At 65.3% G+C, this 16642-nt stretch carries 15 protein-coding genes, 1 tRNA gene and 1 pseudogene; 8 read left to right on the top strand and 9 right to left on the bottom strand.

The features are described 5' to 3' along the window. Positions 1-2: 2 nt before the first annotated feature. Positions 3-374 carry a DUF3742 family protein gene (locus WJU27_RS14445; RefSeq protein WP_031642510.1) on the bottom strand — a complete coding sequence of 124 codons (372 nt, stop codon included), beginning with the start codon at positions 372-374 and terminating at the stop codon, positions 3-5. A 154-nt stretch (positions 375-528) separates the two neighbouring features. Between WJU27_RS14445 and WJU27_RS14440 the strand changes: the two genes are divergently transcribed. The 3 genes from WJU27_RS14440 (at position 529) to mobH (ending at position 4323) form a co-directional block, all read left to right on the top strand. Beyond that, a complete protein-coding gene (locus tag WJU27_RS14440) occupies positions 529-1356 on the top strand; it encodes a type IV toxin-antitoxin system AbiEi family antitoxin domain-containing protein (RefSeq protein WP_103738221.1) in 828 nt (275 codons plus the stop codon). Further along, positions 1349-2269, top strand: a complete 921-nt coding sequence (locus tag WJU27_RS14435; protein ID WP_019373846.1) for a nucleotidyl transferase AbiEii/AbiGii toxin family protein — start codon at positions 1349-1351, stop codon at positions 2267-2269. The genes WJU27_RS14440 and WJU27_RS14435 overlap by 8 nt, the downstream gene beginning before the upstream one ends. 203 nt (positions 2270-2472) lie before the next feature. Beyond that, a complete protein-coding gene (gene mobH, locus WJU27_RS14430; RefSeq protein WP_023093101.1) occupies positions 2473-4323 on the top strand; it encodes a MobH family relaxase in 1851 nt (616 codons plus the stop codon). A 26-nt stretch (positions 4324-4349) separates the two neighbouring features. Here the strand turns inward: mobH and WJU27_RS14425 are convergent, their stop codons facing one another. Continuing rightward, a complete protein-coding gene (locus WJU27_RS14425) occupies positions 4350-4649 on the bottom strand; it encodes a helix-turn-helix domain-containing protein (RefSeq protein ID WP_003282197.1) in 300 nt (99 codons plus the stop codon). Between WJU27_RS14425 and WJU27_RS14420 the strand changes: the two genes are divergently transcribed. Next, entirely contained in the window at positions 4615-5382 is a 768-nt protein-coding gene (locus WJU27_RS14420) for a substrate-binding domain-containing protein (protein ID WP_445928438.1), read from the top strand. The genes WJU27_RS14425 and WJU27_RS14420 overlap by 35 nt on opposite strands. A gap of 25 nt (positions 5383-5407) precedes the next feature. Here WJU27_RS14420 and WJU27_RS21035 read toward each other — a convergent pair. The 3 genes and pseudogenes from WJU27_RS21035 to WJU27_RS14405 all read right to left on the bottom strand — a co-directional run. Further along, a pseudogene (locus WJU27_RS21035) lies at positions 5408-5560 on the bottom strand (Tn3 family transposase); the annotation flags it as partial. A 3-nt stretch (positions 5561-5563) separates the two neighbouring features. Beyond that, positions 5564-6643, bottom strand: coding sequence for a signal peptidase II (gene lspA, locus WJU27_RS14410; RefSeq protein ID WP_013721907.1), 1080 nt, complete (start codon positions 6641-6643; stop codon positions 5564-5566). Next, positions 6640-9042: a heavy metal translocating P-type ATPase gene (locus tag WJU27_RS14405; protein ID WP_013721908.1), complete on the bottom strand. Its 2403-nt coding sequence runs from the start codon at positions 9040-9042 to the stop codon at positions 6640-6642. Before WJU27_RS14405 ends, lspA begins: the two co-directional genes overlap by 4 nt. A gap of 81 nt (positions 9043-9123) precedes the next feature. Here WJU27_RS14405 and cadR point away from each other — a divergent pair, with 81 nt between their 5' ends. Further along, on the top strand, positions 9124-9567 hold the full coding sequence (gene cadR / locus WJU27_RS14400) for a Cd(II)/Pb(II)-responsive transcriptional regulator (protein ID WP_341422546.1): 444 nt from the start codon (positions 9124-9126) through the stop codon (positions 9565-9567). Between the two features lie 35 nt (positions 9568-9602). On the opposite strand, the gene WJU27_RS14395 is transcribed toward cadR, so the two are convergent. The 4 genes from WJU27_RS14395 to WJU27_RS14380 all read right to left on the bottom strand — a co-directional run bounded on the left by WJU27_RS14395 (position 9603) and on the right by WJU27_RS14380 (position 14596). Continuing rightward, a complete protein-coding gene (locus WJU27_RS14395) occupies positions 9603-11456 on the bottom strand; it encodes a tyrosine-type recombinase/integrase (RefSeq protein ID WP_023093099.1) in 1854 nt (617 codons plus the stop codon). A gap of 238 nt (positions 11457-11694) precedes the next feature. Then, a tRNA-Gly gene (locus WJU27_RS14390) sits at positions 11695-11768 on the bottom strand. 53 nt (positions 11769-11821) lie between these two features. Continuing rightward, positions 11822-12262, bottom strand: coding sequence for a hypothetical protein (locus tag WJU27_RS14385; protein WP_341422545.1), 441 nt, complete (start codon positions 12260-12262; stop codon positions 11822-11824). A gap of 99 nt (positions 12263-12361) precedes the next feature. Further along, positions 12362-14596, bottom strand: coding sequence for a TonB-dependent receptor family protein (locus tag WJU27_RS14380; protein ID WP_341422544.1), 2235 nt, complete (start codon positions 14594-14596; stop codon positions 12362-12364). A gap of 239 nt (positions 14597-14835) precedes the next feature. On the opposite strand from WJU27_RS14380, the gene thiS reads away from it, so the two are divergent. The 3 genes from thiS to trmB are packed head-to-tail and all read left to right on the top strand — an operon-like array spanning position 14836 to position 16622. Next, complete coding sequence (gene thiS / locus WJU27_RS14375; RefSeq protein WP_341422543.1) at positions 14836-15051, top strand: sulfur carrier protein ThiS; 216 nt, start codon at positions 14836-14838, stop codon at positions 15049-15051. 15 nt (positions 15052-15066) lie between these two features. Beyond that, complete coding sequence (locus tag WJU27_RS14370; RefSeq protein ID WP_020166096.1) at positions 15067-15855, top strand: thiazole synthase; 789 nt, start codon at positions 15067-15069, stop codon at positions 15853-15855. A gap of 47 nt (positions 15856-15902) precedes the next feature. Beyond that, entirely contained in the window at positions 15903-16622 is a 720-nt protein-coding gene (trmB, locus tag WJU27_RS14365) for a tRNA (guanosine(46)-N7)-methyltransferase TrmB (RefSeq protein ID WP_341422542.1), read from the top strand. Positions 16623-16642 lie beyond the last annotated feature (20 nt).

Below are 16642 nucleotides of genomic sequence, written 5' to 3'. Positions count from 1 at the left end.
GTTCAGTCGTCGTCGGTCACATGCGGGTCGATGCGCCAGTCGCTCTTGTCATAAAGCCCGAAGCCGTTGGGGCCTTCCCTCCACTCGGGTTGCGGTTCCTCTTGATCAGGGTCGTCGTGCTGCACGAACCATGCAGCAGTCACCGCAAAGGCAAGCAGCAGGGCCAGCCAGAACGCGGAGTAGAGCAGCGCACCGAGCACGGCGAGCTTGACGATCCAGAGCACCGCCGTCGCCGCGCCTGCGGGCAGCCCGCGCGTCACCAGCCAGCCGGCGACACGCTGCTCGCGGCGCAGGTATCCACGCCAGGCACGGCCAGCCCCCCGGCCCAGCCGGTGGCTCCAGCGCCCGTTGTGCGTGTTGGTGGTCATGCTCATGTGCCTCGGCTTCAGTGGTGCCTCACCTCATGGAGCGGCCGGTTGTGGCTTGCCCTCCAGCATAGACCGCGATCAGGAGGGCGGGTTGCGGCTGGCAGGGCCGGGTCGGCCTGGGTCGCAGGTCGATTAGATTCTGCACTATAAATCAAACCTTATGCTACTTTCCATGCACGTTCCTGCGATAGCTCTAGGGGCTGATTGGATTCCGTGCTATTTTTATAGCATGGATGGAAATTCTAGGCACCAGATAATCAAGCGGCTGCAGGCGGGACTTCCCCGCGGGGCGCCGTTCGACCTTGCCACCCTGAGCCAGTTCGGGGTGTCGCCCCAGCTCGCCGCCCACTATGCCGACGGCGGGTGGCTCGTGCGCCTGGCCCATGGCATCTATGCCTTCCCGAACGATGAATTCGGGGTCTACGGTGCGCTGAAGTTCCTGCAACAGCGCGTGCCCGGCCTGCACGTCGGCGGCAAGAGCGCCCTGGCCCTGCAGGGCGTGCGGCACAACCTGGGCAGCCGGGAGACGCTGGTGCTGTGGGGCGACGGTCGCTTCGCGTTGCCGGCCTGGTTCACCTCGCGCTTTCCGGCCCGCTACGTCCACGCCCGCCTGTTCGACTGGCCGGACACGGCGCTGGCCAGCAAGACCCTAACCACGCCGCCTGGCCTGCCCGAGGATCTGCGGGTGGCTGCCTCCGAGCGTGCCGTTCTGGAACTGCTGTACGAAGCCGGCGTCAAGCAGAGCCTCGAAGAGGCCCGCAACCTCTTTGATGGACTGCGTTCCCCCCGCAAGGACTTGCTCGGACAACTGCTGTCCTGCTGCACCAGCGTGAAGGCCGTGCGCCTGTTCCTGACCTGGGCGCGCGAGACCAGCCTCGTGGATGTCGATGCCCTGTTGGAGCAGTACCCGGTTCGCACCGGCAGCAACACGCGCTGGATGAGCCGGCTCGATGACGGCACCTTGCTGAGCCTGAGACCTCATGGATAAGACCTACGCGGACACCGTTCGCCTGCTGCTGGCCGTCGCGCCCGACGTGTTCGCCAACGACATCTTCGCCATGAAGGGCGGCACGGCCATCAACCTCTTCGTGCGGGACATGCCGCGCCTTTCGGTGGACATCGACGTGGTGTACCTCCCGTGGCAGACGCCGCGCGACGAAGCGCTGCAAGCCATCAACCAGGAGCTGGCCGCCATCGCCACGCGCGTTGCGCCACTGGGCGTGCAGACACGCCTGGTTCGCGCCAAGGACCTGGGAGACACCAAGCTGATCGTCGAGAACGACGCCAGCCAGGTGAAGATCGAGGTCAATGTCGTGTTCCGCGGCAGCGTGCTGCCCGTCGAGCGGCGGCCGCTGAGCGCCAAGACCAGCGATCTGTTCGGCGTCGAGTTCGAGCTGCCGGTTCTGGCACCGGACGAGCTGTACGCCAGCAAGCTGGTGGCCGCGCTGGATCGACAGCACCCCCGCGACCTGTTCGACGTGTGGCAGCTCTACGAATCGGGCGACATCAGCGACGGCATGGTCGAGTGCTTCGTGATCTATCTGGCGGGCCACAACCGGCCGCCCCACGAAGTGCTGTTCGGCAACGACAAGGACATCGCCGGCGAGTACGAGCGGGCCTTTGTCGGCATGACCGAAGTGGACTGCTCCCTGGAGACACTGCTCGACGCTCGCGCCAGGATGCGGCGCGAGCTGCCACAGCGACTGAGCACCGCGCACAAGCAGTTTCTGAGCGGGCTGGCGCGCGCAGAACCGGACTGGTCGCTGGTGCAGTGCCAGCACGCCGCGCAACTGCCGGCACTGCGCTGGAAGCTCGCCAATCTCGAAACCTTCCGCAAGCGCCGTCCCGACGACTTCGCAGCGCAATCCGCCGCCCTCGACACCGGCTTGGGCCAGAGCTGACGAACGTCCCGCAGCGCCCCACTTGCCGGGATTGCCCCATGCCGCATTCATCGTGGCACCCGCGCAGCAGCGGCCCTATACCCAAAGGCTTCCGACAAAGGCCAAAGGGCTGGGAAGGGGCAAAGGAAGGGCGCCAAGGGGAAAGGCCCTATCCTGAAAAGGCCAAAAGGCGCCCCTGAGCAGCCCGTCATCCGGGGTTCGCCATGCTCTCGCTGTTCCAGCGCAAAAGGGTGCCACCCACCGCCGGCACACCGCCCACTTCCGCCATCGAAACTCCGAAAGGGTTGATGCGGCCGGAGTCGGCCGCATCGCTGCTGGCCACGCCGCGCCGGCAGAAACTCCTGGAACACATCTGGCAGCGCACATCGCTCTCGCGCCGGCAGTTCGCCACGCTCTACCTAGCCCCACTGGAGCGCTACGCCGAGTTGGTCCAGCAGTTCCCGGCCTCCGAGAACCACCACCACGCCTATCCGGGCGGCATGCTGGACCACGGCCTGGAGATCGTCGCCTATGCGCTGAAATTGCGGCAGTCATACCTGCTGCCTGCGGGCGTCACGCCGGAGGCACAGGCGGCCCAGGCCGAAGCCTGGACCGCAGGCACGGCCTACGCGGCCCTGCTGCACGACATCGGCAAGATTGCGGTCGATCTGCACGTCGAGCATGCCGACGGCAGCGTCTGGTATCCCTGGCACGGCCCGCTGCGAAAGCCCTACCGCTTTCGTTACCGAAAGGAGCGCGAGTACCGCCTGCACAGCGCCGCCACCGGGCTGCTCTACGCGCGCCTTCTCGATCGGGACATCTTCGACTGGCTCAGCGGCTATCCCGACCTCTGGGCCGCGCTGCTCTACGTGCTGGCCGGCCAGTACGAGCACGCCGGCACGCTCGGCGAGTTGGTCGTGCAGGCCGACCAGGCATCGGTCGCCCAGGAACTCGGCGGCGATCCCAGCAAGGCGCTGGCGGCGCCCAAGCATGCGCTGCAACGCAAATTGCTCGACGGCTTGCGCTACCTGCTCAAGGAAGCGTTCAAGTTGAACCAGGCCGGCCCGGCGGACGGTTGGCTGACCCAAGACGCCTTGTGGCTGGTGAGCAAGACCGTCTCCGACAAGCTGCGCGCACATCTGCTGTCGCAGGGCATCGACGGCATCCCGGCGAGCAATACGGCGGTGTTCAACGTGTTGCAGGATCACGGCATCGTGCAGCCGACACCGGATGGCAAGGCGATCTGGAAGGCTACCGTCACCAGCGACTCCGGCTGGTCGCACGCCTTCACCTTCCTGAAACTCTCGCCGGCGATGATCTGGGATGCCGCCGACCGGCCGGCGCCGTTCGCAGGCCGTGTGCAGGTCGAAGAGGAACAGGCGGAGCCGCCGCCGCTGGCGCCGGCGGTTGCCGATGGGCCGCACGTGGTAGGCACCGAAGCTGCACCCGCGAGCACGGCGCCGATCGCTTCCGCAGCCACAGACACCGGCGTGGCCGCGCTGCTCGACCTGCTGGGCGACACCGCTCCACCCACGGCACCGGAGATCCCGAGTTCCCCTGTTGCCGAGCCCGAGCCGGCCCCTTCGACCGTGCCCCCGCCGCAGGTGAGACCCGCGCCTTCCCAGAATCGCGCGGAGCCCTCCGGGGCGCACTTCATGGCCTGGCTGCGTCAGAGCATCCAGACGCGCAAGCTCATCATCAACGACGCCAAGGCCCTGGTGCATACCGTCGCCGGTACGACCTACCTCGTCAGCCCCGGCGTGTTCCAGCGCTACGAGCAGGAGTACCTTCAAGTCGCCGCGCTGGCCAAGCAGGAGAAGCTGGAGGGGTGGCAGTGGGTACAGAAGCGCTTCGAGAAGCTGGGACAGCACCGCAAGCAGCCGAGCGGGCTGAACATCTGGACCTGCGAAGTCACGGGGCCGCGCAAGTCGCGCCGGCTGCACGGCTACCTGCTCGCCAGCCCGGATGCGCTGTTCCAGGAGACGCCGCCAGACAACCCATACCTGCGGCTCGTCAACGAGGCCGCAAAGCGCGAAGATTCAGCCCTTGGGGGCAAGGACGACGATCAGGCGTAGGCATGCGACCGCTGTGCGGGCCGGCTTCAATCTGCGGATGGGGCCGACTCTGCCAGCTTGGCTTCGGTCAGAGTCATCAAGTGGGCGGAACTGCATTTCAGCGCACGGGCGATCTTGAGGATGAGAGGTAGCGTGGGGACATGCTCGCCGCGCTCGATCTTGCCCATGTGCGACCGTTCGATGCCGGCCATGTGGGCCAGCGTTTCCTGAGCGATACCCTGGTTGGTTCTTTCTTCCCGCACGGCAGCCCCAAACGCGATGGCTGGTTCCGCTTCGTAGGTAGTGGTGCCGGTGGGGCGGCCCCTTTGGATCGAACGCTTTGGCATTGCCAAGAGCGTCGAACACGGTCACGATTTAAACCACGTTAAACTTAACTCATTCAACGGCTTCGAGATCAGTTGCCACGACTTCACCGCCTGGGGGGAGCTGGACGTGGAATCGAGTGACATCACCGCCGAAATTCGCATGGCCGTCCTCGGCGAATGGGTGCCTCCCCAGCTCGCCGACGTGCTCGCCCTGCAGCGCGCCGAAGAGCCGGAGACTCATGCCGTCCTGGCCGGATGGACAGATCCCGGTCGAGGCGCGGAGCTGCCGGGCGACGGCTTCGACTTCGCCTTGTCTGCGGCTGCCCGGCAGTGGCCTGGCTGGATATGCGAGCCGCTGTGGCATGACACGCTGGCGGTCGCCGTGGCCAAGCGCTCCCACCTGCTGGCCTACCGTGAAGTGCCGTGCGAGGAAGTGCTCAAGCAGCCCTTGATCTGCTCGCAGTCCACGGCCGATGAACCATGGCGCGTGACCGTGCAGCGCGTGTTCGAAAACGCGCTGCAGGAGCGGGAGCAAACGGTGGAGACATTCGATGTGGCGATGACGCTGGTTGCTGCCGGGTACGGGATCGCCATTGCGCCTGCCGCGAGACTGGCGAGCTACCTACGCCGAGGCATCGCCGTACGGCCGCTGGCCGGCGCACCAATGATCGTGATGGCTTACCTGCTCCGCCGCAACGCTACCTTGTCGGACACCCAGGCAAGATTCGCCCGCCGCGCGCGCTTGGTGTCCTGACTGATGCGCTGGCCTTCCCATTGATGCGTAACGGCCGGAACTGCACGTCTTCGGCCCTCCGGCTCTGCCGCCATACGTAGTCGCCGATCAAATTGATGTGCTCCCAGCCCAGCGGCGACAGGTATTGCAGCAACCCGTCGTCGATCCCGTTGCCGGAGTCGCGCAGCGCCTGCGTCGCAGCTCATCCTGACAACAATCTACCCTTGTTACCCTTGTCTCGAATTTCAAGGAACCTAGCGATCAAACAGCCGACTCCGATGGAGATCGCAACATCGGCGAGGTTGAACGCGGGCCAGTGCATGCCCTGCCAGTGGAAGTCGAGGAAGTCCACAACCTGACCGCGCAGCAGGCGATCCACCACGTTGCCAAGTGCCCCGCCAAGAATGAGGCTGTAGCCGACGGCTTCGAAGCGCGGCAGCGTCTGCTTCAGTTGTCGGATGAGCCAGACCGCGACGAGCAGTCCTAACGTGATGAAGAAGTAACGTTGCCAGCCACTCGCTCCGGCCAAAAAGCTGAACGCGGCGCCCGGATTGAGCACATGCACGAGGTTGAAGAACGGCGTGATCTCGACCTGTTTGCCATAGACGAACGCCCGTTCGATCGAGAGCTTGGCTGCCTGATCAGCAGCAACCGCTGCCGCAGCCACCCCGTACCACGGCAAGGCCGGCGCGAGCAGCCCCTTTGCGCGCGCCGCAGTGGCGAACGAGATCAGCCACCGCGAGAGCACGGTGCAGCCCAAGCCCAGCCCCCAGCCTGCCAGCACGTCGCCCGGGAAGTGCATACCTGCCGCCATGCGTGACCAGCCAACCAGGGCGGCATACATCAACAGGCAACCGCGACCGCGCCAGGCCAGCAGCGGCCACAACGCAGCGGCCACCAGCGCCGCGTAGGTCGCGTGCCCGCTGGGCAGGCTGTAATGCAGCTCCACAGCGCCGATGACATGCACCGCTGCGCCCAGCACCGCATGCGGGCGCGGAAAGTCGAGCCACCACTTCAAGGCCGACGCCGCCGCCAAGGCCAGCAAGAACGCGACGCCGAAGTGCAACAAACGGCTCCGCACTAGCCGAACGCGGGCCGGATCGGAAGATGCCTTTGACCATGCCCATAGGCCCAGTACGGTTAGGGGCGCGGTCCAGTAGCTGCCGATTAGGCTGAAGAGCGACGCCAGCGGCCACAGCACTGCGGGCGTCCCAGCATTGATCGCTTGAAATAGCGCGAGATTCAGACCGGCCCAGTCATACAGCACGAATTTCCAACTCATCGGCGCAGCAGCCTCAAGCCATTGCCCACCACCAGCAGGCTAGCTCCCATGTCGGCGAACACCGCCATCCACATGGTCGCGTGGCCGGTGAAGGTGAGCACCAGGAACACGGCCTTGATGCCCAGCGCAAGCGCGATGTTCTGTGTGAGCACCTGTGCCGTGGTGCGGGACAGCCGCACGAAGGTCGGAATCTTGCGCAGGTCATCGTCCATCAGCGCCACGTCGGCCGTCTCGATGGCCGTGTCGGTGCCCGCCGCGCCCATCGCGAAGCCAATGTCGGCACGAGCCAACGCCGGAGCGTCGTTGATTCCATCACCGACCATGCCGACCCCGCCGGACTGGGCAAGCGCTTCGATCTCGCGCAGTTTGTCATCGGGGAGCAGGTTGCCTTGTGCGCGGTCGATCCCGGCCTGTGTGGCAATCGCCTTGGCGGTGTGTGGGTTGTCGCCGGTCAGCATCATGGTCTGGATGCCCAGCGCGTGCAGTTCGGCCACGGCGCTCCGGCTGCTGTCCTTGATGGTGTCGGCCACTGCCATGAGCGCCTGCACGCCCTCGGGCTCCACCAGCATCACCGCCGTCTTACCCTCGGCTTCCAGTGCGGTGATGCGTTGTTCCATTGCGGGGGAGCAATGTCCCAGCTCGTCGAGCATCCGATGGTTGCCGAGGTGATAGGCCACTCCGTCGATCACGCCGCGCACGCCTCGGCCGGGCAATGCGGCGAATTCCGCGACTTCGCGCAGCGCCACGCCGTCGGCAAGGGCGGCTTGCGCGATTGCCTTGGACACCGGATGGTCGGAGCGGCTGGCCAGGCTGGCCGCGAGACTACGGGCGTGCTGGGGCGAAGCGTTACCCAAGGCAACGAAGTCGGTCTGCGCGGGCTTGCCGTGGGTGATGGTGCCGGTCTTGTCCAAGGCCAGCCAGCGCAGCTTGCGGCCCTCTTCCAAATACACGCCGCCCTTGATGAGAATGCCGTGGCGTGCCGCTGCGGCCAACCCGCTGACGATGCTGACGGGTGTCGAAATCACCAGCGCGCACGGGCAGGCGATCACCAGCAAAACCAGCGCCCGATAGATCCAATCCAGCCATGCCGCTCCCACAAAGAGCGGCGGCACCAGTGCGACGACCACGGCCAAGGCGAATACGGCGGGCGTGTACCAGCGCGCGAACTGATCCACGAAGCGCTGGGTCGGCGCGCGGCTGCCTTGTGCGGCCTCCACCGCATGAATGATGCGGGCCAGCGTGGAGTTGTTCGCCAGCGCCGTGACACGGTACTCGAACGAGCCTGACTCGTTGAGGGAACCCGCAAAGACGGGATCGCCTAGGCCCTTGTCGACGGGCAGACTCTCCCCGGTGATCGGCGCTTGGTTCACGGTCGAGCGGCCTTCTACGACCTCCCCATCGAGGGCGATGCGTTCGCCAGGCCGCACTCGCACCCGGCTGCCGATCGCAACCTGCTTGGCATCCACCTCGCGCCATGAGCCATCAGGCTGTTGCACCGTGGCTCGCTCCGGGGCCAGATCGAGCAGCCCCGCGATGGCGTTGCGGGCGCGGTCCAGCGACTTGGCCTCGATGACCTCGGCCAAAGCGAACAACACCATCACCATCGCCGCCTCCGGCCAGTGCCCGATCAACATGGCCCCGGTGACGGCAATCGACATCAGGGCGTTCATGTTGAGGTTGCGGTTCTTGAGGGCAATCCATCCTTTCTTGTAGGTGGACAGGCCACCGGTGAGGATGGCGACCAGAGCCAGAACCATCACCGACCAATGATTGCCGCCTTGGAGCCAGTACACGGCCTCCGCCGCAACAGCGGCGACTAGCGAGATGCCGAGCGGCCACCAATGGGTCGTGGTCTGCCCCGGTGCTGATGACGCAGGCGTGCGGTTGGCTTCTTCGAGCACTTGGGCCTCGAAGCCGAGCGATTGCAGAGCACCCAGCACGTCAGGCAGCACGGCTGGGGCATGGCGCACGGTGAGCGTGCGTTGCATCAGGTTGAAGTCGAGATCGATCACACCGGCCAGCGTGGCGAGATTGCTGCGGATCAGCGCCTCCTCGGACGGACAATCCATCTTGGCGATGGCAAGGCGGGTGGTCTGCACCGCCGAGCGGTCGTCCTGTCGCACCGCCTGCATATCGACAGCCGCCAAGGCTTGTTCCACGGGGGCCAACGACGCCAGGGTGTGCCGCACGGTCAAGGTGCGCCGCATCAGGTTGAAATCGAGCTCCACCACGCCGGGCACGCCGCCCAGCTTGCCCCGGATCAGCGCTTCTTCCGTGGGGCAGTCCATGTTCTCGATGTGATAGACGGCAACCGCCACCCCGGTAGTGGCGCTGGTCTGTGTTTCTGATTTGAGAACGGGAGCATCAGCACAACCGTACCCGCTTGATCCGCAACTCATAGCAATTCCTCGGCGTCGTCATTCGTTCAAATGCATTAAAATCCCTATAGTGGCTATAGGGTCAAGCATTGGAGGACCAGCATGGAAATCAGGATCGGCGAACTGGCGCAGCGCACGGGATGCGAGGTCGTGACCATTCGTTACTACGAAAAGGAAGGGCTATTGCCTGAGCCGGCGCGAAGCAGAGGGAACTATCGGCTGTACGGCGAGGAGCAAGTCAAGCGCATGCAGTTCATTCGCCACTGCCGTTCGCTGGACATGTCGCTGGGCGAGATTCGGACCTTACTGAACCTGTGGGACAGCCCCACCCAGGATTGCGGAAAAGTGAATGCCCTGCTGGATGACCATATCCGGCAGGTGGAGGCGCGGGTCGAGGCGTTGTTGCAGCTAAGGCTGCATTTGACGGCCTTGCGTGAAAAGTGCGCCGGCGCACGACCCGTCGAGGCGTGCGGCATTCTTCAAGGGCTCGTGAATTGTTCTTGCCATACCGTCAGCACCCGAGACGAGGCCAGCGCTGGCGTTTAGCGTACGATTTTTCCCAAATTCTGTGGCTTCCCCTGCTAGGCGACCCCGACTCGCGGCAGGGTCCATTCGCTTTCCTTCACGGCTGTGCTCACGGCCATGACGAGCTTGTCGAGATTGCTGGCCGTCACGCCCTCCAGTGCCGAACGCCCCCGCAGCATCGAGCGCGGCTGCAGCAGTGCATGGTAGATCTGCCAAGGGTCCGCACCCCTGGTCAGCTTCAGGACGGACTGGATCAGCTCGTGCTTGAGTGGGTCGAGGTGCCAGTCCGGCACGCGCTGGCCGCGGTTGCCTACGTTCAACGCCAGCAAGTTGCCCGCCTTGATCTCGTAGCTGATCCACCTGCGGGATTTGCCTGCCATCCTGGCAAACGCAGCGACGGGAAGGTTGTGCGGCGCCTCGAAGACATCGAACAGTTCCATCCTCTCGCGCTGAATGTCCGAAGGCACCAGCGGCGCGGCCGATCGAGGGGGCGGAACCGCCGGCAGCCGATGTGCGGCGGCAGAAACCAACGGCATGGCGTCACCCGGCTTCGTCACGAGCAGGATTGGCGAAGCGGCAACCGGCGTGGAGGGCGCGCTTGCGGTTTGCTCACACGGGAACGCGGGCACGCCTTCCAGATGCACGGTGAGCGGCATGCTGGCTGCCTCGACCTGGTTCTGCTCGAAGAGGTCGAGCCGATCGGCCCAGTCCTGCATCATGCGGCGACGCTGCTCCACGTACTCGGCATGGTTGTAGGTCGCGCTGACCTTGTTGGGATCGACATGCGAGAGCTGTGCATCCACCCAGACCTTCGGGTAGCCGATCTCGTTGAGCGCAGTGGACATCGTGCCGCGGATGCCGTGTCCGGTCAGGCGTTCCTGATAGCCCATGCGCTTGAGCGCACCATTGAGCGTGTTCTCGCTGATGCGCTTCTTCAAGTCGCTGTCGTGCCGGAACAGGTGGCGCTGGGCCGGCTTGAACTCATCCAGCAGGTGCCGGACGATCTCCATGGCCTGAATCGACAGCGGCACGATGTAGGGCGGGATGTCCTTCGCCTGCTGCCGCTTCTTGCGCATATCCAACTGGAGTTGCTTCACGACGTCGGGCGGGATGATCCACAACCCACGGTCCAGATCGAATTGATCCGGCGTCGCCTGTCGCAGCTCTCCGGTTCGCACGCCGGTCAGCAGCAATAGCCGCAGCCCGAGCTGGGTCTGCCGCCTGCCGCGATAGCTGCGCAGCCGCTGCAACAGCTTCGGCAGCTCGGCCATGCGCAGGAACGGGTTGTGGTTGACGGGTGGCAGCGGCAGCGCCACCACATCGAGATCGGAGGCAGGGTTCTGCTCCAGGCCCGGCACGATCACCAGCGCGTAGCGGAACAGTTGGTTGAACCACGTCCTGACTTTCTCGGCGACGGAGAGCGCCCTGCGCTTCTCGATCTTGGCGATCACCTCCAAGAGGTCGGGACGCTTGATCTCATAGATCGACCGCTTGCCCAAGGCGGGCAGCACATCCTTGTCGAAGATGCGCGGAAGTATCGAGAGGGTCGTCTGCCGGCCTTCCTTGAGGCTGAGCCCGCGATGCTTGAGCCACTTGCGATACACCGCCTCGAAGGTGTTTTCGTCGGCGAGCCGGACAGCGGTGCGCTTCTGCTTGCGGTGAACGCGAGGATTGGTGCCTTTGGCCAGCAGGGCGCGCGCTTCGTCGCGCAGGCTGCGGGCCTCGCGAAGCGTCACCTCCGGATAGGTGCCGAGCGACATCCGCTTCTGCTTGCCCGCCCAGTAGTAGCGGAAGTGCCAAGTCCTGCCCCCTGCAGCCGTGACGGCCAGGGAGAGGCCATCCAAGTCAGGGAGGGTGTATGCCTTGCCAGTTGCCTTGGCCTGTCGAACGGCCAGGTCTGAGAGTGCCATGCTCTTGCTCCTGAACATGAGTCAGGAACCAGATGCTGGTCACGTCGACCTCGCCCCTCCATCAACAATCCGGAATCAGCCGCGCCCGCAAAAATGGACTTGTTTGTGGACTTAAAAGTCCCGGCTGTAGATGGATCGCAGTGGACCGCGGCAGAACGTCAAAGAGAGGAAAAGTCCTTGTGTGGCAACGACTTGCAGACTCTCTTGGACTTCTGCGGAAGTCCGCAGAATGATGCAGTGGAGCGGGTGAAGGGAATCGAACCCTCGTCTTAAGCTTGGGAAGCTTCAGCTCTGCCATTGAGCTACACCCGCATCGCGGCCCCGGCAGGTGCCGGGGCGCTGCGGATTGTACGCCGGATGCGTGTCTACTTCACCTCGATGGTCGCGCGCATGCCGGCTTCGGCCTGCGAGCGCTTCGACATCACGTCGTCGAATTTGCCGGTGCGTATCGGCAGGAACCACCACTCGACGCTGTGGCCGGGCGCCACTTCGATGCGCCGGATCGGGCCGTAGATCTCGGCGACTACCTTGCCGGCGGCGTCCTTGGCGACGACCTTGCGCGTGTAGACGGCATCGGCCAGGCCATTCGAGCCGAAGTAATAGGGTTCGCTGCCGGTGTTGTCGATGCGCAGCGCGTAAAGCCTGCCGGTTTCGAGCGTCAGCGCGTCCGGGGTGAAGCGGTGCTGGCCCTTGTCGACGCCCATCTGGATGGTGACGGTCGTCGGCTCCTGCTTGCTCAGATCGCCGGCGGCGAAGGCGACAGGCGACAGCAGCAAAAGTGCGGTGGCGATGCAGTAACGGTTCATCGGGCACTCCGTTGCGGGACTGTCGAAAAGAGTCATGCCGGCGCCGTCAGTTCCCGTCCGCTCGCGCGGACGGGAAATCTGGGCAGAGGCGGACGTGGATCAGAAGTCCCAGCGCACGCCGGCGATCACCTGCCGCGGCCGGTTCACGTGGATGCCGTTCACGCGGCTCACGATATAGGTGCGGTCGGTCAGGTTGGCGGCACTGAGGAACAGCGTCATGCCTTGCGGCTTCAGGCGGTAGTTGGCCGATGCGTTGAATATGGTTTGCGCATCGATCTCGCCCGATTGCCCGTCCGGCAGCGGCGTCTTCGAGTTCAGGCCGTCGGTGTACTGCTCGCTGATGTGCTCGACGCCCAGCCGCATGTCGAAGCCCGACGCGTGCTCGTAGCCGATCGCCGCGGCCAGCAGGTGGCGCGGCGCGTACGGCGTGCGGTTGCCATTGACGTTGACCTCGCCGATCTCGTTGCGCGCAGCGTCATAGACGGTGTTCAGCACGTCGTTCTCGAAGCGCGCCGTCCACAGATGCGTGTACGAGCCCTTCAGGTAGACGTTGTGCGCACTGCCGTTCATGCGGCCGAAGTCGATGCGGCCGCCCAGCTCCAGGCCTTCCTTGCGGGTTTCTCCGCCGTTGGCGAAGGTCTGGCCGAGGCCGAGCGACTGGCCGGGCACGATCTGGTTCTTGAAGTCGATGCGGAACAGCGTGGCTTCGAGCTGCACGCCCTTGAGCGGCGCCGAACGCATGCCCAGCTCGTAGTTGGTGCTCAGTTCCGGGCTCACCGCGACGTAGTCGGCGTCGAACGGCGACAGCGTGGCGTCCGGGCGCGGCGGCGCGAAGCCGCGGTGCACGCCGGCGAACACCGTGGTGTCGGGCATGCCGAACCAGGTTACGCCGAAACCGGGCAGCACCTTGTCGTTCTTGTCGGACAGGCGGGCATTGACCGGGTTGAAGTCCTCGGTCGAGGCGCTGAAGGTCTGCCGGTACTGTTCGTAACGCACACCCGGCGTCAGCGACCAGTTACCGACGTAGAAGGTGTTCTGCACGTAGCCGGACAGCGCGTCGGTCTTGATGCGGAAGTCGTCGCGCAGCAGCGTGCCGATCGAGTTCTCGCGCGCGGTCGAGAAGGCGCCGTTGTAGCGCTTGCGGCTGACATCCTCCCAGTGCAGGCGCACGCCCATCACCAGCTCGTTCTGGATGCCGAAGGTGTTGTGCTTCAGGTCCAGCCGCGGCTCGATGCCGAAGGTTTCATAGGTGCGCGGACGCATGTTGTTGCCGCACAGACGGGCGAAGTCCTCGAAGCCGTTCGGCACCGTGTAGTCGATGTTCGCCGGGCAGGCGCCGGACAGCGGCACCGGGTCGCCGTCGCGCAGCGTTTCCAGTTCGTCCTCCTCGGCGATGGCGTCGAGCTGGCGGTAGGAGGCGCGATCCACCTTGCTGTAATACATATTCGTGGTCAGCTTCGCCTCTTCGTTGATCTGGAAGGTGTGCACCGCCTGTGCGGCGTTGCGTTCCAGTTCGAAGCGGTCGTCGCGGAAGGGGTTGGCATACGGGTCGCGCTCGTAGCGGGCCTGGTCGAGGCCGGCTTCGCCGAACTTCGAGTCCTCCTCGAAGTAGCCGTACTTCAGCATCAGCGTGTTGCGCGCATTCAGGTTCAGCAGTGCCTTGATCGACACGTCCGTCATCTTGTGCTCGTTGCCGCGGCGGGTGCCGTCGCCTTCCTTCTGGCTGGCGCTGAGCAGCACGCCACCCCAGTCGCCGCCGGTGCCGACGCTGGCCGACAAGCCGTAGAAGTCGCGGCTGCCGGCCGAAGCCTGCACCGAACCCTGGAACTTGCGCGGTACGTCCTGCGTGACGAAGTTGATCACGCCGCCCACCGTCTGCGGGCCGTGCACGATCTGGCCCGATCCCTTGATCACCTCGATGCGGCGGATGCGCTCGAGCGGCGTGTGGTAGTGCGTGGTCGGATCGGCGTACGGCGCCAGCTGGATCGGTGCGCCATCTTCCAGCAGCAATGTGCGGCTGCTGCGGCGCGGGTCGAGGCCGCGCACGCCGATGTTCAGGTTCAGACCGAAGGCGTCCTCGCCGACGACATGTACGCCCGGCGCTTCACGCACCGCTTCCATGATCGACAGCGGGCGCTGCGCTTCAAGCTGTTCCGGACCGATCGCATGGACCGAGCCGGGAATGGCTTCGAGCCGGTCCGGCAGGGCTTCGATCACGGTGATCGCGGGCAGCGCGGTCGGGCTGCTCTGGGCGTGGGCGACGCCACCGATGCAGCCGATCGCCAGCGCGATCAGGGTGGGGGCGGGACTCCTCGCGATTTTTCTGGTTCTCACGTCTCTGATTCTCCGTTGTCGCGCGCGAACGCCTGCACATGCGAGTGCGCAGCCGGACGGCACGGGTGGCTTGTGTTGCGCGCCCGGGCGCACCTTCTCGCGGGTGCATGGACAGACATCGGGCGCGTCGCGACTATGATCAGTAGTGCGCGAATTGTTAAGGGACAAACTCCCGACCTGATCCGGCGCATCCGCCCGGCCCGGCGTGCGTTGCGCTGCAATACCGGTACACTTGTGCGGTGAGCGCACCCACCGTATCCATCCATCTGAACGGCCAGCCGCACCCGATCACGCCCGGGCAGACCGTGGCCGACCTGGTCGCCGCACTGGCGCTGACCGGCAAGCGCATCGCGGTAGAGCGCAACGGAGAAATCGTGCCGCGCGCGTCGCACGCGCAGACCGTGCTGAGCGCCGGCGACCGCCTCGAAATCGTCGTTGCCGTAGGCGGCGGCTGAACCCGGAACATTCGCATGAGCAAGGACATTCTGAAGATCGGCACGCGCGAGTTCTCGTCGCGTCTGCTGGTCGGTACCGGCAAGTACCGCGACTTCGACGAAACCCGCGAAGCGGTCGAGGCCTCCGGCGCCGAAATCATCACCGTCGCCATCCGCCGCACCAATATCGGCCAGGAGCCGGGGCAACCCAGCCTGCTGGAGGTGCTGCCGCCCGACCGCTACACGCTGCTACCCAACACCGCCGGCTGCTACACCGCTGACGACGCGGTGCGCACGCTGCGGCTGGCGCGCGAACTGCTCGACGGCCACAACCTGGTCAAGCTGGAGGTGCTGGGCGACGCCGACACGCTGTTCCCGGACATGACGCAGACGCTGGCCGCGGCCGAAACACTGGTGCGCGACGGCTTCGACGTGATGGTCTACTGCTCGGACGACCCCATCATGGCCAAACGGCTGGAAGAGATCGGTTGCGTCGCGGTGATGCCGCTGGCCAGCCTGATCGGCTCCGGCATGGGCATCCTGAATCCGTGGAACCTGCGCCTCATCATCGACAACGCGCGGGTGCCGGTCATCGTAGATGCCGGCGTGGGCACGGCGTCGGACGCCGCCATCGCGATGGAGCTCGGCTGCGACGGCGTGCTGATGAACACCGCCATCGCCAAGGCGCAGAACCCGGTGCTGATGGCCAGCGCGATGAAGAAGGGCGTCGAGGCCGGCCGCGAAGCCTTCCTCGCCGGCCGCATGCCGCGCAAGCTCTACAGCGGCGCGCCCAGCTCGCCGACCAGCGGCCTGATCACCGGCTGAACCCACTTCGCGCGGCGCCTGACGCGTCGCGCTGCAGGATTTTTCGCATGAACGACGACAACACGCCGGACACCTCGGAGGGCGCTGACGACGCGCGCCCGCAACGCCACATCCGCAGCTACGTGCTGCGCCAGGGCCGCATGTCGCCCGCCCAGATCCGCAATATCGAAGAAGGCATGCCGCGCTGGGGCATTCCGTACGCGGCGCAGGCGATCGACTACGCCGCTACTTTCGGGCGTACCGCGCCGGTGGTGCTGGAAATCGGTTTCGGCATGGGTTTCACTACCGCCGAAATCGCGGCCGCGCGACCGGATACCGATTTCATCGGCATCGAGGTGCATGGCCCGGGTGTCGGCAACATGTTCAAGCTGATCGCAGAACAGCAGCTCGCCAATGTCCGCGTCATCCAGCATGACGCGGTCGAGGTGCTGCGCGACATGATTCCCGATGGTTCGCTGGCCGGCGTGCACGTGTATTTTCCCGACCCGTGGCCGAAGAAGCGCCATCTGAAGCGCCGCCTGATCCAGGCACCGCTGGTCGCCCAGCTCGCCGCCAAGCTGGCGCCCGGCGGCTATCTGCACTGCGCGACCGACATCGAGGATTACGGCCAGCAGATGCTGGACGTGCTGTCCGCCGAACCCTTGCTCGAAAACACCGCCGACGGTTTCGCCCCGCGACCGGACTACCGCCCATTGACCAAGTTCGAGGCGCGCGGCCTCAGGCTGGGTCACGGCGTGTGGGACGTGATCTTCCGGCGCAGGGGCTGAAGCCGCAGCTGCGGGTCCTC

The organism is Methyloversatilis sp. NSM2 (genome assembly GCF_038066675.1).
Classification (GTDB): Bacteria; Pseudomonadota; Gammaproteobacteria; order Burkholderiales; family Rhodocyclaceae; genus Methyloversatilis; species Methyloversatilis discipulorum_A.
This window is presented reverse-complemented; position numbering and strand designations above follow the sequence as displayed.